The sequence below is a fragment of the Sodalis sp. RH14 genome (genome assembly GCF_047324285.1).
Classification (GTDB): Bacteria; Pseudomonadota; Gammaproteobacteria; order Enterobacterales; family Enterobacteriaceae; genus Acerihabitans.
Window position 1 is genome coordinate 4,907,222 of the sequence record NZ_CP178739.1, and the last position, 18,235, is coordinate 4,925,456.

At 56.7% G+C, this 18,235-nt stretch carries 17 protein-coding genes; 13 read left to right on the forward strand and 4 right to left on the reverse strand.

Annotation, left to right across the window (positions count from 1 at the left end; all coding sequences use genetic code 11):
• Positions 1–15 precede the first annotated feature (15 nt).
• Complete coding sequence (locus tag ACL2XQ_RS22315; RefSeq protein ID WP_410013512.1) at positions 16–663, reverse strand: TetR/AcrR family transcriptional regulator; 648 nt, start codon at positions 661–663, stop codon at positions 16–18.
• 76 nt (positions 664–739) lie between these two features.
• Between ACL2XQ_RS22315 and ACL2XQ_RS22320 the strand changes: the two genes are divergently transcribed.
• The 7 genes from ACL2XQ_RS22320 to ACL2XQ_RS22350 all read left to right on the forward strand — a co-directional run bounded on the left by ACL2XQ_RS22320 (position 740) and on the right by ACL2XQ_RS22350 (position 9,559).
• Positions 740–1,474, forward strand: coding sequence for an SDR family NAD(P)-dependent oxidoreductase (locus ACL2XQ_RS22320; protein WP_413727673.1), 735 nt, complete (start codon positions 740–742; stop codon positions 1,472–1,474).
• 544 nt (positions 1,475–2,018) lie between these two features.
• Positions 2,019–3,308 (forward strand): MFS transporter, encoded by a 1,290-nt coding sequence (locus ACL2XQ_RS22325; RefSeq protein WP_413727672.1) that lies wholly within the window; start codon positions 2,019–2,021, stop codon positions 3,306–3,308.
• A gap of 618 nt (positions 3,309–3,926) precedes the next feature.
• On the forward strand, positions 3,927–4,439 hold the full coding sequence (locus ACL2XQ_RS22330) for a fimbrial protein (protein ID WP_410013509.1): 513 nt from the start codon (positions 3,927–3,929) through the stop codon (positions 4,437–4,439).
• A gap of 114 nt (positions 4,440–4,553) precedes the next feature.
• Positions 4,554–5,240, forward strand: a complete 687-nt coding sequence (locus tag ACL2XQ_RS22335) for a molecular chaperone (RefSeq protein WP_410013508.1) — start codon at positions 4,554–4,556, stop codon at positions 5,238–5,240.
• 70 nt (positions 5,241–5,310) lie between these two features.
• Positions 5,311–7,860 (forward strand): fimbria/pilus outer membrane usher protein, encoded by a 2,550-nt coding sequence (locus ACL2XQ_RS22340; RefSeq protein WP_413739729.1) that lies wholly within the window; start codon positions 5,311–5,313, stop codon positions 7,858–7,860.
• A 10-nt stretch (positions 7,861–7,870) separates the two neighbouring features.
• Complete coding sequence (locus ACL2XQ_RS22345; protein ID WP_413739730.1) at positions 7,871–8,893, forward strand: fimbrial protein; 1,023 nt, start codon at positions 7,871–7,873, stop codon at positions 8,891–8,893.
• A gap of 171 nt (positions 8,894–9,064) precedes the next feature.
• The gene (locus tag ACL2XQ_RS22350; RefSeq protein WP_410013505.1) at positions 9,065–9,559 is read left to right on the forward strand and encodes a DUF1198 family protein; all 495 of its coding nucleotides are present in this window, start codon (positions 9,065–9,067) and stop codon (positions 9,557–9,559) included.
• Positions 9,560–9,646: 87 nt separating this feature from the next.
• Here the strand turns inward: ACL2XQ_RS22350 and ACL2XQ_RS22355 are convergent, their stop codons facing one another.
• Positions 9,647–10,063 carry a winged helix-turn-helix transcriptional regulator gene (locus ACL2XQ_RS22355; RefSeq protein ID WP_410013504.1) on the reverse strand — a complete coding sequence of 139 codons (417 nt, stop codon included), beginning with the start codon at positions 10,061–10,063 and terminating at the stop codon, positions 9,647–9,649.
• A gap of 98 nt (positions 10,064–10,161) precedes the next feature.
• On the opposite strand from ACL2XQ_RS22355, the gene ACL2XQ_RS22360 reads away from it, so the two are divergent.
• The 5 genes from ACL2XQ_RS22360 (at position 10,162) to ACL2XQ_RS22380 (ending at position 15,166) form a co-directional block, all read left to right on the forward strand.
• Positions 10,162–10,893, forward strand: coding sequence for an SDR family NAD(P)-dependent oxidoreductase (locus ACL2XQ_RS22360; RefSeq protein WP_410013503.1), 732 nt, complete (start codon positions 10,162–10,164; stop codon positions 10,891–10,893).
• 316 nt (positions 10,894–11,209) lie between these two features.
• The gene (locus ACL2XQ_RS22365; RefSeq protein WP_410013502.1) at positions 11,210–12,013 is read left to right on the forward strand and encodes a MipA/OmpV family protein; all 804 of its coding nucleotides are present in this window, start codon (positions 11,210–11,212) and stop codon (positions 12,011–12,013) included.
• 14 nt (positions 12,014–12,027) lie between these two features.
• Positions 12,028–12,738: a response regulator transcription factor gene (locus ACL2XQ_RS22370; RefSeq protein WP_410013501.1), complete on the forward strand. Its 711-nt coding sequence runs from the start codon at positions 12,028–12,030 to the stop codon at positions 12,736–12,738.
• The gene (locus tag ACL2XQ_RS22375) at positions 12,731–14,113 is read left to right on the forward strand and encodes a sensor histidine kinase (protein ID WP_410013500.1); all 1,383 of its coding nucleotides are present in this window, start codon (positions 12,731–12,733) and stop codon (positions 14,111–14,113) included. Before ACL2XQ_RS22370 ends, ACL2XQ_RS22375 begins: the two co-directional genes overlap by 8 nt.
• Before the next feature lie 417 nt (positions 14,114–14,530).
• Positions 14,531–15,166: a transglycosylase SLT domain-containing protein gene (locus ACL2XQ_RS22380; RefSeq protein WP_410013499.1), complete on the forward strand. Its 636-nt coding sequence runs from the start codon at positions 14,531–14,533 to the stop codon at positions 15,164–15,166.
• Here the strand turns inward: ACL2XQ_RS22380 and ACL2XQ_RS22385 are convergent.
• Complete coding sequence (locus ACL2XQ_RS22385; RefSeq protein ID WP_410013498.1) at positions 15,163–16,122, reverse strand: LysR family transcriptional regulator; 960 nt, start codon at positions 16,120–16,122, stop codon at positions 15,163–15,165. The two genes, ACL2XQ_RS22380 and ACL2XQ_RS22385, sit on opposite strands and share 4 nt — an antisense overlap.
• Before the next feature lie 82 nt (positions 16,123–16,204).
• Between ACL2XQ_RS22385 and ACL2XQ_RS22390 the strand changes: the two genes are divergently transcribed.
• The gene (locus ACL2XQ_RS22390; RefSeq protein ID WP_413739731.1) at positions 16,205–17,206 is read left to right on the forward strand and encodes an MBL fold metallo-hydrolase; all 1,002 of its coding nucleotides are present in this window, start codon (positions 16,205–16,207) and stop codon (positions 17,204–17,206) included.
• A gap of 22 nt (positions 17,207–17,228) precedes the next feature.
• Here the strand turns inward: ACL2XQ_RS22390 and ACL2XQ_RS22395 are convergent, their stop codons facing one another.
• Positions 17,229–18,137: a LysR substrate-binding domain-containing protein gene (locus ACL2XQ_RS22395; RefSeq protein ID WP_410013496.1), complete on the reverse strand. Its 909-nt coding sequence runs from the start codon at positions 18,135–18,137 to the stop codon at positions 17,229–17,231.
• Positions 18,138–18,235: the final 98 nt, after the last annotated feature.

Genomic DNA, 18,235 nt, shown 5'->3' on the forward strand with positions numbered 1-18,235 from the left:
TTTCTCCCCGCGGCACTACGCGTCCGCCGGCGGCATTTTCGCCGCGTTCAGATAAGTACAGAACATTAACGTCAGCTGTGATGTCAGGCCGCCGCCAACGAACAGTTCCGACATATTCCTGACGAACACATTGCAGACGGTGCCGCACAGGACGTTCAACAGCGTCAGGTTCACCGTAGCGAGATCGGCAAATTTCGCGTCCGGGGCGCTGGCAAACATGGCCTCGCTTGCCGCTTCGACACGCCTGGTCATCGCCTCGACCAGTTCGGCCACATCCACCTCGGCCGCCGCACGATAGAGTGCGCTCGTCACATCGCGGCGCTCGATTTTGGCTGCAATGTAGGTGCTGACGAGCGCGTCGCTCATCTGCGCATAGGGTTTCCCGTGTTGCGCCAGACAGGCCGCCTCAACCCGTTCCGCCAGCATGATGAGATATCTTTCATTCAGCGCATAGAACAACGCCTGCTTATTGGGAAAATACTGATATAGCGAGCCAACGGATACCCCCGCCCTTTCAGCCACGCGCGTTGTCGTCAAACGGGTTGGCCCCGCGGCTAATAAAACCTGAATCGTCGCGTCGAAAATGGCCTCGACAGTGGTGGCCGATCGCGCCTGCTGCGGGACTTTACGGGCGCTGAGGCTGCGTTTGGGGACCGAAAACATAAGCGAATTCAAAACCTGAAGAATTATTCTTATTCTTAATGTGATCGGAATAACCGAAATTATCAAGGAACTTCACATGACAAATATCGCTAACCGCATTGCGCTCGTGACGGGCGCCAATAAAGGAATCGGCCACGAAATCGCCAGGCAGCTTGCGCAAAAGGGTGTCTTCGTCCTGGTGGGTGGACGCGACGCGGGCCGAGGTAAATCCGCGGCCGATAAGCTGGCCGCGCAGGGTTTGCCGGCGTCGTTCATTCAGATTGACCTTTGCGACGCGCGGAGCATAGCCGCGGCCGCGGTCAGGATCGACGCCGAGTATGGCCGCCTCGATATCCTGGTGAACAATGCCGGCGTTTCCGACGCCACGGACGGCGCGCCAGGCGCCGCCGCCCTGGACGCGGTGCGTCGGGTATTCGACACTAATTTCATCGGGACACTGGCGGTTACGCAGGCGATGCTGCCGCTGCTGCGTAAGTCCGAAGCCGGGCGTATCGTCAATCTATCCAGTAGCCTGGGTTCATTGACGCTCAATGAAGATCCCGACTGGCCGTACTACGATGTCCGGTTTATTGGCTACAACGCGTCAAAAGCCGCGCTGAATATGCTGACGATCCAGCTCAATGCCGAACTGCGCGCTACCGGGATTACCGCGGTATCTGCCTGCCCAGGCCTGGTGAACACCGAGCTAAGCGGAAATCGGGGTGATAGGATGCCCGCCGAGGCGGCGGTATTTATAGTGCGCCTGGCGCTGCTTACTGAGCACGACCCGAAAGGCGCCTACCAAAACGAGCAGGGTAGCCTCCCCTGGTAATGTTGACGCAGTCGGGTATGCAGTAGCGCGCTGATGCGCGCAATGAACGAGCCGGCTTGCTCCGCGCCAGCGGCAGCCGCGCTCTTTTTCGCGGGCCATCAAGCCCGCGGATAAAGTGTCCAAAGTGTGATCTGCATTGTAGTACAAGATAAAATTATGGTGCTACAATCACCAACAGATAATTATTGCGAAAGAAACTGCTTGGAAGCAACGACACATTCTTTCATCCATCGGGCAGAACGCCATATTGCCTTTAATACTGACTGATAAATATATTTTCAGCCGGTGGGCCATTAATTTTATTTAACTTAAAAAATTAATGAGTTCTTTTTATTGTATAACGTGCTGCGGTAGTTCATTAGGTTTTTAACACTGTATTGTTTATTTTGTCACAAAGCCAAAGCGCGCATCGCCTGCAAACACAATTTATTTTCGATGCTATAACAATGGATTTCATGCGCGTTTGCAGTTTCTATCAAAAATATTATCAACTCACTACCCACCTTACCTTACATGTTGTAGTTTACTGAACGGGATGAACAAGATGGATATCTCAGTAGCCACCGCGCCGTCCAAACGGCGCTATATCACATTGCTCATGATCTTTATTACCGTGGTGATTTGTTATGTCGACCGCGCCAACCTGGCGGTTGCGTCGGTGCATATCCAGCAAGAGTTCGGTATTAATAAGACACAGATGGGATATGTCTTCTCGGCATTTGCCTGGACCTATACCCTTTGCCAGATACCCGGCGGCTGGTTTCTCGATCGCGTCGGCTCAAAAATGACCTATTTCATTGCCATTTTCGGCTGGTCCGTGGCGACGCTCAGCCAGGGATTCGCCAATGGTTTGATTTCACTTATGGGCTTACGCGCCATCACGGGGATGTTTGAAGCGCCCGCGTTTCCAACCAATAACCGGATGGTGACGAGCTGGTTCCCCGAGCAGGAACGGGCATCGGCGGTTGGTTTTTTCACTTCGGGGCAATTTGTCGGTTTGGCTTTTCTGACGCCGCTATTGATTTGGGTGCAGGAAATGCTGAGTTGGCATTGGGTGTTTATTCTCACCGGCGGGGTGGGCATAATCTGGTCGGTTATTTGGCACGTTGTTTATCAACCGCCGAAAAAAAGCAAAGGGATTAATGCGGCCGAACTGCATTATATCGCAGCCGGCGGCGGCATTATTGACGGCGATGCGCCTACCGCCAAGGCGCAACGCATGTCCATGACCGCGGCCGACTGGAAGTTAATATTTCACCGCAAGCTGGTCGGCGTTTATCTGGGGCAATTTGCCGTAACCTCGACGTTATGGTTTTTTCTCACCTGGTTTCCCAATTATTTGACCCAGGAAAAACATATCGGCGCCCTGACCGCCGGATTTATGACTACCGTACCTTTCCTGGCCGCGTTTGCGGGCGTATTACTGTCGGGTCTCTTTGCCGACCGTATGGTGCGCAAGGGCAAAACCATTGGATTTGCACGCAAAACGCCCATCATCTGCGGCCTGTTGCTGTCAACCTGCATTATGGGCGCGAATTATACCAACGATCCTGTTTGGATTATGACGCTAATGGCTTTAGCCTTTTTCGGCAACGGTTTTGCTTCCATTACCTGGTCGCTGGTATCGTCGCTGGCGCCGGTGCGGCTGATCGGACTGACCGGCGGCGTGTTTAACTTTGTCGGCGGGTTGGGCGGCATCACCGTTCCGCTGGTGGTCGGCTATCTTGCCCAGGATTATGGTTTCGCGCCGGCATTGATCTATATCGCGGCGGTCGCCCTGCTGGGCGCATTGTCATACCTGTGCCTGGTGGGTGAAGTAAAACGCGTCGGCTGATATGGCAGACCGCTAAACCCGCCGGATGGGAAGCATCCCCAAGGAATCACCGGCATTATTGCCTGCCGCGCCGACATGGGCGGCATTATTTTTATATACGCCTTATTTTTTGGCGGCGCAGCCGCACCGTTCATTAACTATCCATCACCGATTAAGCACCGGCTCTAATGCAGGCTATCAATTTCACTCAACATTCTATAACAATAATTTATCTGGCTATATCTCATATAAAATTAAAATTCATTATGATTATTTATGCGTAACCTATCTTGTCTCACAAAGAGGTTTTTATCCTAATTGCTCCCCGCCCCTTAAAATAACCCACCATTAAAAATCAATATCAAGGTTTTTATATTTTTTTATTCATTATTCCCTTTAACCCTATTTACAGAAGGTGACGTACCGGCGTTATTATCAACTTGCATCGCACGCTGTATTTTCTGCAAATACACCCTAATGAGGTTTATTATTCACTTGATCCCCTACTGGCGTTTTTCCCCACGCTCGTTGACAGGCAATGAGATCACGCGATCACGTTCCGGCAAGATTGAGTGGCATGTTTCAAAAGGGCAGTGATTTATCCAGCGATAAATAATATTAGTGAACGAGGGGCCTTATATGAAAAGCACATTTACCCTTCCCGCGTTAGCCGTAGCCGGCATTCTGTCCTGCGGCCTGGCTAATGCCGCCGATGGTACCATCAACTTCACCGGAACCATTCTGGATACAGCCTGTGTCGTGGAACCTGCCGTCGTGGCGGTGAATATGGGCAGTTTAACCGTCGCGGCGTTTAGTGGTGTTGGCGCAACCGCGGGTTCCACGCCGTTCTCCATTACGCTGACCTCCTGCCCCGCGGGTTTAACCACCGCCCAGGTCTTTTTTTCCGGCGCTGCGGATCCCGCGGATAGCACGGTATTAGGTTTAACCGCCGGGGGAGCCACCGGCGCCGGCATCGCGCTGTTTGAATCCGACGGCAGCACCCGGGTGAATCTTGGCGCGGCGTCCGTGGCGCAGCCTGTCACCGCGGCCGGCGGTTCGCTGGACTTCGTGGCGAAGTACATGCAAACCGCGACGCCGATTGTAGCAGGTGCCGCCAATGCCACGGCGGAATTCGTCCTGCAATATCCCTAAACATAAATGCCGATGCCCTGGCCCCGTCTTTAGGTCGCCCCAGAGGCCATATTTAATCTCTATCGGTCATTACTCTTGGGCCATGGCGCGCGTAGTGGCGGATTTTTACTGGAGATGACCATGTTTCAGTGGCTGAAAGCGGTATGCATGGCAGCCGGGCTGGTTAGCGCCTTACTGGCTCAGGCCGGCGTGGTGGTGGGCGGAACCCGGGTCGTTTACGATGCCGGGAAGAAAGAAGCGTCGATTTCCGTCAGCAATCCGGACAAATCGCTGCCCTATCTTATTCAGTCCTGGATTGATAACGAACGCGATAGCGACACCCTCAGGGTGCCGTTTATCATCACCCCGCCGCTGTTCCGGCTGGATGCGGGGCAGGAAAATGTCCTGCGCATCGTGCGCGCCGGCGGCAACCTGCCCGGGGACCGCGAATCGGTGTTTTGGCTCAATATTAAATCCATCCCCGCCACCGATAAAAATGCGATCAACCAGTTGCTGATCAGCATCAATACCCGCATCAAACTGTTTTATCGTCCGCAAAACCTGGCCGGTCGTGCCGGGGATGCGTATAAAGCCCTGAATTTCTCCCGCCAGGGCGGGCAATTAACGGCGCGTAACCCTACCCCGTTCTACGTGTCGTTCGCCAGTTTGAGCGTAAGCGGCCAGGACATTACAAATCCCGGCATGATTGCCCCGCTGGGCACCCTGAGCTGGCCGTTGCCGGCCGGGGTACGCGGTAACGTGATGTGGCGGGCGATTAATGAATTCGGCGGCACTTCCGCGCCGGCCAGCGCGCCGTTGTGATGGCTTAACGACGGCACGCCCATTAGCCGGCGGATCATCCGTTTGCCAGCATGCGGTAGAGGGGGTGAATATGAAAAATGCGCTATCCCGGCTGCCTGTCAGACCGATGTTGATGAGCTGCTTCGCCTGGTCCATCCCGCCTGTTTTGCCGGTCTTATCGCTGGGTCTCGTCCCGCTGCCGTCGCCGGCGCAGGACTACTTTAATCCCAACGCCCTATCCCTCAAGGGGGCGGCAATGCACGCGGTTGATCTCTCCCAGTTCTCTGATATCGGGGGACAACTGCCCGGTATCTATCGCGTCGATATCTATCTCAACGGCAATAAGGTGGATACCCGCGAGGTCACGTTTGTGGCCTCCGCGGTGGGGCTGCAGCCCGAACTCACCGCCAGGCAACTGGCGGAGTATGGGGTGAATCGCGGCGCCTTCCCGGCCCTGCGGGCGCTGCCGGACGACCAGCCTATTACCGCGCTTGGCCAGTACATTCCCGAGGCCGGCAGCACGCTGAATTTCCAGCAATTGCGCCTGGATCTCAGCGTGCCGCAGGCGGCGCTGGACAGCCAGGCGCGCGGCTATGTCGATCCGTCGCAATGGGATCAGGGGCTGCCCGCCCTGATGCTGGGCTACGCCTATTCCGGCTCTACTACCTGGTATGACGACCAGTCGGGCAGCGACGAAAACCATTATCTCAACCTGCGCAGCGGGGCCAATCTGGGCGGTTGGCGATTAAGGAATTATTCTGTTTATAGCAACAGCAGCCGGGAGCGTTCCCATTGGGACAGCATCAACACGTACGTCCAGCATGACGTGCAGTCGCTTAAGGGCCAGTTTACCGCCGGCGACGCCTACACGCCCGGGACGATATTCGACAGCGTGCCGTTTCGCGGCGCGCAGTTGGCCTCCGATGATAATATGCTGCCCGATAGCCTGCGCGGGTTTGCCCCGGTTGTACGAGGCATCGCGCAAAGCAACGCGCAGGTGACCATTCGCCAGAATAATTCCATTATTTATCAGACGTACGTCGCCCCCGGCCCTTTTGTGATTACCGATCTGTTTCCCACCGCGGCCAGCGGTAACCTGGACGTGACGATACGGGAAGCCAGCGGCGCGGAACGCCGTTTTACCCAACCGTTTTCGGCGGTGCCTATCATGCAGCGCGAGGGCAGGTTGAAATATGCCGCCAGCGCCGGCCGATACCGCTCCGCGTTTAACGACGCGCGGGAGCCCAATTTTCTTATGGGCAGCCTGATTTACGGCCTGCCCGGGGACACGTCGGTCTACGGCGGGTCAATCGCCTCGGCGGACTACCAATCCCTGCTGCTGGGGATGGGCCGTGGTTTTGGCGACCTGGGCTCCGCGTCGTTCGATGTGACCCGGGCCAACACCACGTTGCCCGGCAGCGATGAGCGCCATACCGGCCAATCGTATCGCTTCCAGTACGCCAAAGTCTTTACCGACTACGGGACCTCTTTTACCCTCGCCGGGTATCGCTACTCCAGCAAAGGCTTTTATGACTTTGGCGATGCCAACGAGATGACCCATCAAGCCTCCGACGCCTGGCAACGGCTCTACAACAAGCGCAGCAGGATCCAACTGAATGTCAGCCAGTCTATGGGCGATGCCGGCAGTCTGTATCTGGCGGGCTATCAGCAGGACTACTGGCAGCAAAGCGGTTATCAGCGCAGCTTAAGCGCCGGGTACAGTCTTAGCCACGCCGGCATCACCTATTACCTGAATTACACTTTTAGCCAGACGCCGGGGCCGCAGGACAACGATCGGCAATTTGCGTTCAGCGTGCAAATCCCGCTCAGCAAATGGCTGCCGAACAGCTGGGCGACCTACAGCGTCAATGGCGATAACCACGGCGCGGTCAATCAGCAGGCGGGCATCAGCGGCACCCTGCTTGCGGATAATAATTTTAACTACAGCGTGCAGCAAAGCTACGGCAACCGGGGTACCGGCGCCAGCGGCAGCGCATCGGCGTCGTACCGGGGAGGGAGCGGCGAGCTCAACGCAGGCTATAACTACAGCCGACACAACCGGCAGGTAAACTACGGGGCGCAGGGCGGCGTCGTGGCACATCCTTATGGCGTCACGCTGTCGCAATCGCTGGGCGATACGCTGGCGCTGGTACGCGCGCCGGGCGCCGACGGGGTACGGGTGGAAAACAATACCGGCGTGGTGACCGACCGGCGTGGTTACGCCGTGGTGCCCTTTGCCACCACGTATCGCCGGAATCGCATTGCGCTCGACACCACGACGTTGGGTGAGGATGTGGATATCGATATCAATACCCAGACCGTCATACCCACGCAGGGAGCGCTGGCGCTGGCGGACTTCAAGACCCGGGTGGGCAGCCGGGTGCTGCTGACGATAACGTATCGGGGTCAGCCGGTGCCCTTCGGCACGCAGGTCACCCAGATACAGGCCGCCGGTGAAAGCGAAAACAGCGGTATTGCGGATGCCGCGGGCCAGGTGTACCTGAGCGGAATGCCGGAACAGGGCCGGATCAAGGCGGTCTGGGGCCAGGGCGCGGACCAGCGGTGCGAAGCCGGCTACAGTCTGCCCGCCGCGGCATCGCCAACCCCCTCGATTCGCATGGCCAGTGTGCCATGTCGTTAGGAGCCATCGTATGAAGCAACAACGCATTTTATGGTCGATAAGCGCCCTGCTGGCGACGGCGTGCGCGGCGCTGGCGTATACCCCACCGGCCATGGCCGCCTGTACCACCACGGGAGCATCGCAGACCGGCGCCCCCGTCACCTTAACGTTAGCGCGTGATAAACCCAACGGCCTGATAGGCAACCCCTATGTTTTTCCGAGCTCGGATAGATATTCGTGCGCCCCCGCCGGCATAACCCAGCAACAATTTGGGCTACAGGGAAATTCGGAAAATATCACAGGTGAGGTATCGGCTGGCCGTAACATCTATAAATTGGGTGATACCGGATTAGGTTACATCGTCTATGGCGATGTGCAGCCTACAGGAGACTGCGTAGGATCCGCCTATATAGGCACCGGCCCGCAGATGGGGGGGGATACCAATACCGTTCAGCTATGCTCCAATCCAAGCGGCTACATCCCGCAGTTAACCGGCGGCGCAACAATCACTTTTTATAAACTCGGTCCCGTCACCCCCGGAACCCTCCCCTCGACACATCTCGCCAGTTTTATCAATGTCGTAAACGGCAGTGATTTGACTTTGCCGGCGGTATCGCTTTTCTCGGGAATTATTACCGTTATCGTCAATGCATGCTCAGTGACCAACACCGCCATCACGGTGCCGATGGGTAATGTGGATCGCGCAGAGTTTACCGCCATCGGCAGCACGGCGGGCCTGCGCGGCTTTACTATACCGCTGGATTGTAATCCCGGCATTAATGTCAGAGTGCAGTTCGACGGCATCAGCGCCGGCAGCGCGACGAACGTACTGGCGCTGAGCCCATCCTCTTCCCCCCCCGCCGCCACCGGCGTGGGCGTGCAAATACTGTATAATAGCAATCCGGTCACCCTCGGCGCGCCGCTGGCCGTTGGCACCACCACCGCGGCAGGATTTTTTAATATCCCGTTAGAGGCGCGTTATTACCAGACTGAAAGCACGGTGACGCCCGGACTCGCCAACAGCACAGCCACCTTTACCTTAACCTACCAATAAATCACGGCGGGATGAAATGGGTTGGCCTTAAAGCGGACGCCAGTGCGCAGCTCCGGCAATAATGGTAAATTGCGGGTCGCTGAATCCCGGTGAACATCTTTCTTCCGCACGGCTGTTTTCTCGGCGGTGATTTACTCTTATGATGGACCCTGGTTTGCTTGAGGACGTCCCATGATCTGGCTCATACTGGCAACGCTGGTTGTCGTTTTCCTTGTCGGTTTTCGCATCCTAAACTCCGATTCCCGCCGGGCGTCGCAGGCGTTGACCAAACGCCTGAATATCGAGCCGGTCTATGTGGAATCCATGATAAGCCAAATGGGGAAAAAAGCCGGCGGCGAGTTTGTCAGCTATTTATTACATAACAGCGAATCACATCTCGGCAACGCCGCGGGCGTGCTGCTGATCTATCAAACCTTTATTGTCGATGACGCCGAAGAGAGTCTGGCATTCTGGCATTCGGTGTTGCATAAAGCGCGGCTGCCCACCGAACTGACGCATAAACATGTCCGTTTGGCGCTCTCGTTTTTACGGGACCTTGAGCCGGAAGCAAATGATCTCGCCGCTTACCGGCAACGCTATAACGCGCGCTTTACCGATATCTTTAACCAGGTCCCCGCCGCCAACAGCAATGTGTATTATCTCGACGGTGTCGCGCCGAAGAATTAAGGCGGCAGGACGCATTTGTCCAACAGGACGGTAAACCGTTCAGCCAGGCCATCACTCTGCGGATAGGACCGATGGTTCAATGCGGGTTCAATTAACCGCGCTGTTCATTTGATGAATATGCTGATCGAAATCCCGCTGCGCCCGTTCGATGTCGGGCTGATGATCGACAGCCCAGGCATAAATCGCGGCAAACGGTGATTGCAAGGTATGCCCCAACGGCGTGAGCGAATATTCAACCGCGACCGGCGAGGAGGCTATAACACATCGTTTTACCAGCCCGTTTCTCTCAAGACGACGCAGGCTCTCGGTCAACGCCTTCTGGGTTATCCCCCCCACACGCCGCTGCAACGCGTTAAAACGAACCGGCTGCTCACAAAGGACAATCAGGATCATCAGGGACCATTTATTGGCGATTTGGTCAAGAATCGGGCGCGCCGTGCATGCAGCGGCAAGGGTGTTCACCGCGCATGCGGCAGCAAGGGTGTTGATAGCGGGCCGGGACATAGTGGTTTCCTTGTGTATACCTACGCGACTCAAGGTGCGTAATTGACAGTAAGTATATAAGTTATACCATCATGGTTCAAATTCAATGGAGTACTTATATGTCGAACTTAAACGGGAAAATCGCGGTCGTCACCGGCGGCGGCAGTGGCATCGGCCTGGCCATCGCACAACGCTTCGTGCAAGCAGGCGCTTATGTCTTTATCACCGGCCGCCGCCAGGCGGAACTCGATAAGGCGGTGGCATTGATCGGCGGAAATATCGCGGCGGTGCAAGGGGATGTGACGGAAATGGCGGACCTTGACCGGTTATATGCCGCGGTCAAGGCTCAAAAAGGTCGGCTGGATGTTCTGGTGATCGCCTCAGGCGTTTCCGTGCCGTCCACATTAAACGAGATAACCGAAACCCATTTCGATCTGATGTTTGATGTTAACGCCCGCGCCGCGCTGTTCACGGCGCAAAAAGCGCTGCCGCTGATGGATAAGGGCGGCAGTATGGTATTGATTGGATCCATCGCCGGATTTATCGGCACCCCCGGCTATGGCGTCTATGGCGCGACCAAAGCCGCCATGCGCTCCTATGCCAGAACGTGGGCCAACGAGTTCGCCGATCGGGGAATTCGCGTGAATACGCTGAGTCCCGGACCGATCGACACGCCAATGTTTGATCAGGTTACGCAAGAGGTTCGGAAAACCTTGATCGGCCATATTCCGTTAGGCCGTCTGGGCAAACCGGAAGAAGTCGCGGCCGCCGCCCTTTTCCTCGCCTCGGATGAAAGCAGCTTTATTACCGGGGCAGAATTGTGCATTGATGGCGGAATGGCGCAAATTTAACCAGCGGCGCCCAGGCCGGCTACATGACTATCGTCGCCACCCAACCCGTGACCCTGGCCGGCGGATACATTCCGCCTCTTTGCCGGTCCCTGCCGGCGGCCGGGGCCGGCGCGCGTTGTTCACTTATGTCATGTTGCCGGCACCCTCCCAAATTTATTCACTGCGATGACCATGCCATGAAATGATGGCGGACTGCCGCTGAAGGGATCATTAATCGCCTCGCTGTAAGTCGACTGTAAGCCTGACGGCCTTAGAGTTGACCCCATCTTGGTCACGTCCTCCCGGCGACATCCAGACAACCACTGTGAGAGAATTCATGCAACATCGGCTCAGGATAGGGTATGCAGTAGCATCCGTAGCGTTTTTTTCCGGCGCCGCCTGCGCTGCCGGCACCGCCCCGGCGACGGCGGAGAATGACGCGACGGGCTTTTCATTTTGGAGCGATGCGCCCAACGTTACCCACTGGGGTCTTGGCATCGGCGTGGGCTATGAGCAATCGCCTTACAAAGGAGACGATGCCAGCGTCTCCCCGCTGCCCCTGATCTATTTCGATAACAAATGGATCCATCTCTTCGGCAACAAACTTGACGTCAAGATCGGCCGCTGGGATAACGTCAGCGTTACCCTGCGCGGGGAATATGCCCTGGGCGATGGCTATAAGGAATCGGATGCGCCGATACTCGACGGCATGCAAAAACGCAAAGGCGGATTCTGGGTCGGACCGGCCATGGCCTGGGACAGCGGCTACGGCACCTTCGGCGCAAACGTCCTGACGGCGGGGAATAAAGGGTTGAAAGCGGGCATTGATTACCACCGGGCGTTCGAATACGGGGACGTCACGCTCGTGCCCCACGCCGGCATTGACTGGTATAACAGTCGCTATGTGGATTATTATTACGGCGTGGAAAATGATGAAGCGCGCGCCGGACGCGATGCCTACGCGGGCAAAGCCACCTATAACTTCTCGGCGGGCGTGCGTTTCGATTACCAGCTTACGCCGCACCAAAGCCTGAGCCTGGACGCCGGCGTCTCTCATCTGGGCGGCGGAATCACCGACAGTCCATTGGTTGACAGGACAGTGATCCCCGAGGCCCGGTTCGGCTACCTTTATCGTTTCTAACGGGAAAACACGACATGGCGCGTATCGCACTTATCGAGGATAACGAGCGTCTGGCGGCCATGATCGGTCAGGCGCTGTCCGGCGCCGGGGTGGAAACCGATTTTTTTTATACCCTGTCGCAGGCGAAATACGGCGTAAAGCAGGCTGATTATGCCGTGCTTATCATCGATCGCGGCTTGCCCGACGGCGACGGATTGGATTTTTTAAGGGAGTTGCGGGCCACGGGATATATGACGCCCTGCCTGATCCTGACCGCCCGGGATGCCTTGCACGATAGGGTCGACGGACTGGAAAGCGGCGCGGACGATTACGTTACCAAACCGTTCGCCATGAGCGAACTGGTCGCGCGCATCCGAACGCTGATGCGGCGGCCGGCTGAAACCGCCGGCCTGGTATACGCCTTCGCCGATATTACCCTTGATCCCCGGGAACCGACGCTGTACGGCGCAACGCAGTCCGTTTTGCTCGCCCCCACCGAGCTGCAAATATTGCTGGCGTTGCTTAAGGCGGGCGGGCAGACGGTGCGTCATGCATCACTGGAACACGCGGCATGGGGATTGGGGGAAGCGGTCACGCCGAATGCGCTGGAAGTCACCGTTCACCGGCTACGTAAAAAAATGTCCAGCGCGGGCGTGGCCGCCCAAATCGTAAATGTCCGTGGCGTCGGCTTCGCCCTGGCCGTGAGGACGGCCTCCCGCGATGACGGCGGGCTTGGCTATGCTTAAGACATTTCTCCGTGCGCAATGGATCCGTTACTGGACATATAGCCTGTCGGCAAGATTATGGCTGACCAGCATTGCGGTCCTGGCGGTCAGCCTGTCGTTTATCGCGGCGCTTTACCTCTACGCGTTAAATCAGTTTCCCCGGGAAATGTGGCAAAAAGATAATAACCAAAAAAACGCGCTGCGGGTTTCCGCCGGCTTGCAATACAACGAACTGGGCATGCCCGTCTCCGCCAGGCTGGATGAACAAACGGCCTGGCTATTTGCTATCGCCCCCACCGAAGTGATGTATCGCGTGTTTGATAACCACGGCACATTGATGCTCAGCAGCGGGAAAGACAACAGCGGCCTGGCATGGGGCAAGGGCCGGCTGGCGGATCTGGCGGATTCCCATCAGCGCGTGACCATCAACGGCAGGCCATTTGATGTAATAACGCTTGCAACCGATCACGGGGGAAGGCGCTTTTACGTGCAGACCGCGACCAGCGACGTCTTCGGGGAAAATGTGGCGAATATGAAATTCGCGCCGTTGCCGGAGATCATCGCCTGGAGCATATTAATCGCGACCATCGCGTTCGGCCTGGCATTCCCCTTTACCATACGCCGTGTGCTCTATCCCCTGAAAGTGGCCTCCGAGGCCGCCATGTCGATCACGCCCGCTAATTTGCAGACACGCTTAAACGATCGTGATATTCCCAGTGAAATCAAGCCGCTGATTGTCGCTTTTAACGCCGCCCTGGCGCGACTGGAAACGGGTTTTATCGCCCAGCAGGATTTCCTCGGCGCCGCGGCGCACGAGCTGCAAACTCCGCTCACGTTACTGCGGGGACAAATTGAGCTGCAGCCCGAAATCGAAAATAAAAACCTGCTGTATCGGGAAATCGATCTGATGGCGCGTCAGGTCCGCCAGCTATTGCACCTGGCGGAGGTGAGCGAATCGCAGAACTATAGCTTTGGCGAGGTGGACCGGCTTGCCGTAATGCGCGACGTGGCATCCTATCTGGACCGCAAGGCCGCGGGCAACCGTATCACGTTGCGCCTGTGGCTGCCGGATACCCTGCCGCCGATACACGCGGATAAAAGCGCGCTGTTTATCTTGCTGAAAAACATCGTCGAGAATGCCATCCACTACTCCCCGCCCGGCGGTACCGTTGATATTCTGGCCGACGCCGCCTCCATCCAGGTCTCGGACAACGGGCCGGGCCTTAAAGCCGATGAAGCGCCGCGAGTGTTTGACCGGTTCTGGCGCGCGCCCGGCGCGGTACATGGCGGTACGGGACTGGGACTGGCCATCTGCAAAGAGATTGCCGTCGCCCATCACTGGCAGCTTGATGTCAAAGCCCTGCAGCAGGGCAGCCGATTTATTTTGCGGTTCTAACTCTTATGGCGCGGCAATATCCTGCCGGCGCCGGCAGGCGGCAAAATATCGCAGCGCATGTCGCGCTAAGATAAAAATAGAAATGAAAAATCGGTATAACCTGCGTTATTTACTTAATATCGACAGTTAAATTATACTGACATCGTTGTCGTATTTGGGGCCAGTCGCGTTATTTGGGCGGCAACGGCGATGCCGCGCGCTATTTGAGCGCGGCGTTACCCTTATATTTTTTGAATATTTAAATATAATTTTAGGATGCATCTTAGAGACAGGGGAATATTCCAGCCGGAATCCCGCGCAATCTAACGAAACGGCGAGAAAAAATGCAATTTGCCTCGCATCACTGAAAAAAAATATTCAGAACTGGCGCAAACCTGTATATGCTGAGGGTCGCTCCCGTCGCCTGAGGCATACTGCGTGAAATTAAACTCCCTTTTCCTGATAGCGGGTTTGCTGTTGGCCGGGTGTGCCAAACAACCCACAGAGCGGCCTGTCGCCATCGTTACTCCCCCCCAGCCGCAGCAAATGTTGCCGCAGTCAGCGCCCAAGGGAATCTATGGCGGCTATATCCACGACTCCGCCAGCATTTACGGCGTCGATGAAACGCTGGTGAAAGCCATTATTCAGGTAGAGTCGGGTTATAATCCCAGCGTAATCAGCAAATCCAACGCCGTCGGGCTTATGCAGCTTAAGGCGTCTACCGCCGGACGCGATGCCTATCGGTTAAAAGGCCGCTACGGCCAGCCGAGCGTCCGTGATTTAAAAGACCCCGCCACGAATATTGATCTGGGCACGGCCTATATCAGCATCCTGCAACGGCAGTTATCCGGCATCCACAACCCCGAGACGCTGCGTTACGCCATCGCGGTCGCCTACGTTAACGGCGCGGGCGCCCTGCTGCGCTCGTTCTCAAGCGATCGGGACTACGCCATAAACAGAATCAACCAACTGACGCCGGAACAGTTCTACCAGCACATCCAGGAAAAACATCCCCAGCCGCAGGCGCCGCGATACCTGTGGAAGGTAAAAAACGCCTATCTGGCGATGCGCTAAGACTCTAAGTGCTTTGTCTCCGCGGTGTGCTGCGCCGCATTATTTCCCGCTATAGCGCTTATCTGCCCCGCAAGCCAGCGGCGGCCTGCATCGGCGTCATTTCTGCCATGCCATAACAGCGACAGGTCAAATCCCGGCAGCGCCAACGGCGGCGGACTGGCGCAAAAAGCGACATTGCGCATCCACGCCTGCGCCAATGCTTGCGGTACCGTGGTCAGCACCGGCGTATTCTGTAATATCCCCGGCAATGAAGAGAAGTGCGGCGTGGTATAACTGATGCGCCGTTCCATGCCCTTTTCCGCCAGCATATCGTCCGCCACGCTGCGCGCCCTGGAGCGATAGGTCACCAGCAGATGTTCATATCGCAAGTAATTCTCAAGGGAAAGCGGGGCGGGCAGCGGCAGCTGACGCGGATGCCATAATACCAGGAATTCCTGGGATAACAGCTTCTCCCGCCGTAGCCAGGGGGCCTGGTCGCTGGTGACTGAAACCACCATATCCACCTCGTGCTGCTCAAGAAAAGCCGGGTCCTCAAAGGGCGTGGTGGCGATAACGTTGATTCGAATAGCCGGCGCGTGCGTCCTGAGCTGTTTCAACAGCGGCGGCATCAGCCAAATCTCTACCCAATCCGTCATTCCCAGAGTGAATGTCCGCTGGCTCGCGCCGGGGATAAACTCATCGGAATTAAATAAAATCGACTGGATCTGTTCAAAGTGCGGCGCAAACCGCCGGGCCAGGAAATCCGCCCTGGCGGTGGGTTGCATCCCCTGGGCGGTACGGATAAACAGCGCATCGTCAAATAACGCCCGCAGCCGGGCCAGGGCGCTGCTGACCGCCGGTTGCCCCAGGAAAAGCTTCTGCGCGGCCAGTGAAACGCTGCGCTCCCGGTACAGTACCAGGAAAGTAATCAGCAGATTCAAATCCACACCACGAAAATCATTTTCGTTGATATTCATAATTACTCCAATCAATTTGATCAATACTATCGCCGACCAGATACTTTAGCCATTGATTTATGTCGTTTAAAAATGGAAGGTAATGATGAAAAGAATCAACAAGGTCAAGGTCGCCGCCGTCTTTATGCTTGCTACGGCGCTCTCACCCGCCCTGGCGCTGGTGCCCGCCGCCGCGACCCCGGTGGCGCAGCAAAAACACCAGGCTCCGGGCTTTTATCGTATGATGCTGGGCAAGTTTGAAATCACCGCCGTTTCCGACGGCACCGTCACCATCCCCCTGGACAAGCTGTTGCTGGACATCACCCCCGCCATGCTCAAACAGCGCCTGGCCGATGAAGATATGTCCGCCAATGTGGAAACGTCCATTAACGCCTATGTCATCAACACCGGCAGCAACCTGATACTCGTCGATACCGGTTCCGGCCCGCTGTTTGGCAACAATGGCGGACGTCTGCTGGAAAACCTGCGCGCTGCCGGTTATCCGGCGGAAAAGATAGATACCGTCTTGTTAACCCATATTCACGCGGATCATTCGGGCGGATTGGTGCATAACGGCCAGTACGCTTTCCCCAATGCCACCGTTTGGGTTAATCAGCGGGATGTCGACTTTTGGCTGAATCCCAGGAATATCGGCCAGGTGCGGGAGAGTGAAAAGCATACCTTCGCGGAATCCGCGTCCTCCTTCCGCCCGGTAATCGCCGCGGGAAAATTAAAAACCTTCACCGGTCAAACCCAGCTGTTTCCCGGCATAAACGCCATCCCCGCCCCGGGCCATACGCCGGGCCACACGCTTTATATGATAGAAAGCGCCGGCCAGAAGCTGTTGATCTGGGGCGATACCATTCATTCATCCGCCGTGCAATTTCCCGATCCGGACACGACGATTACCTATGACTGGGACAAGACGCAGGCGGCCAAATCCAGGAAAGCCATTCTGGAGGAGGCGGTAAAAAATGACTATTTGATTGCCGCCGACCATATTGCTTTTCCCGGCCTGGGCCATGTGAAATACCGGGATAGAACGGGCGATCGGCGGGGTTACCGGTGGGTGCCGGTTAATTACAGCCTGGCGGGATTAGAATAACCGCGGCACGCGCGCGCATGCCTTAGCGAATGCGCAGCTGCCCGGCGAAAGTTCGCAACAATAAATCGATCTTGGGGGTCAGTTGCTTATTTTTCGGCCAGGTAATATGCAAAGGCAGGCCGTCGACCACGGCCTCGGGCAGGACAGGCACCAGTTTGCCCTCATCAAGGCTTTTGCTCACCAGCCAGGTGGCTATTTGCGCCAGGCCCGCCCCCGCCTCGAGGGCCGCCACCTGCGCTTCGCTGTCGCTGACCATCATATGATGCGCGATCTCAAGCCCCCTGGTCCGCCCCCCCTCCGCCGGCAATAACCAGCGCGCCCCCGCGCCATCGCTTTTACCATAGACCACGCAATCATGATCGCTTAACGCCTTCACGGTGAGCGGTACGCCCCGGGATTTCAGATAAGCGGGCGCGGCGCAGAAAATCAGGCGTTCGGTGCCCAGGTAGCGGGAGCCGATCGCCGGCGGCAAATCGCCAACGCCGCCGATACGCACCGCGACATCCACGCCCTCGTCAACCAAATCGACAAAACGATCGGTAAAGGTGATATGGGGCCGCAGATGGGTATGCCGCCGGAAAAACGCGATCAATATCGGCATCACGATAAGGCGGCCGAACGAGGCCGGCAGATCGATACGCAGCCGGCCCATGGGCGTATGGGCATGGGACGCCAATACCGCCTGGGCATCGGCCAGGTCGTTCAATACCCGGGTACAGGTGGCGAAAAACGCCTGTCCGGCATCGGTCAGGACCAACCGGCGCGTAGTGCGCTCAAACAGCCGTGTGTCCAGGCGTTGTTCAAGGCGCGCCACGCTTTTACCCACCGCGGAACTGGTGAGGTTCAGCTGTTCGGCGGCGGCGGCGAAGCTGCCGTACCTGGCGGTGTAAACAAACGCGCTCAGGCCTTTCAGACGTTCCGTGGGATGCATATTATCAGGGATAAAAATTCTCGAATGGAAGGAAACAATAGCCGGGATAAGAATTAAATTCCAGTCTAAGCTGAAGACCTGGAATGATAATGGGAGAT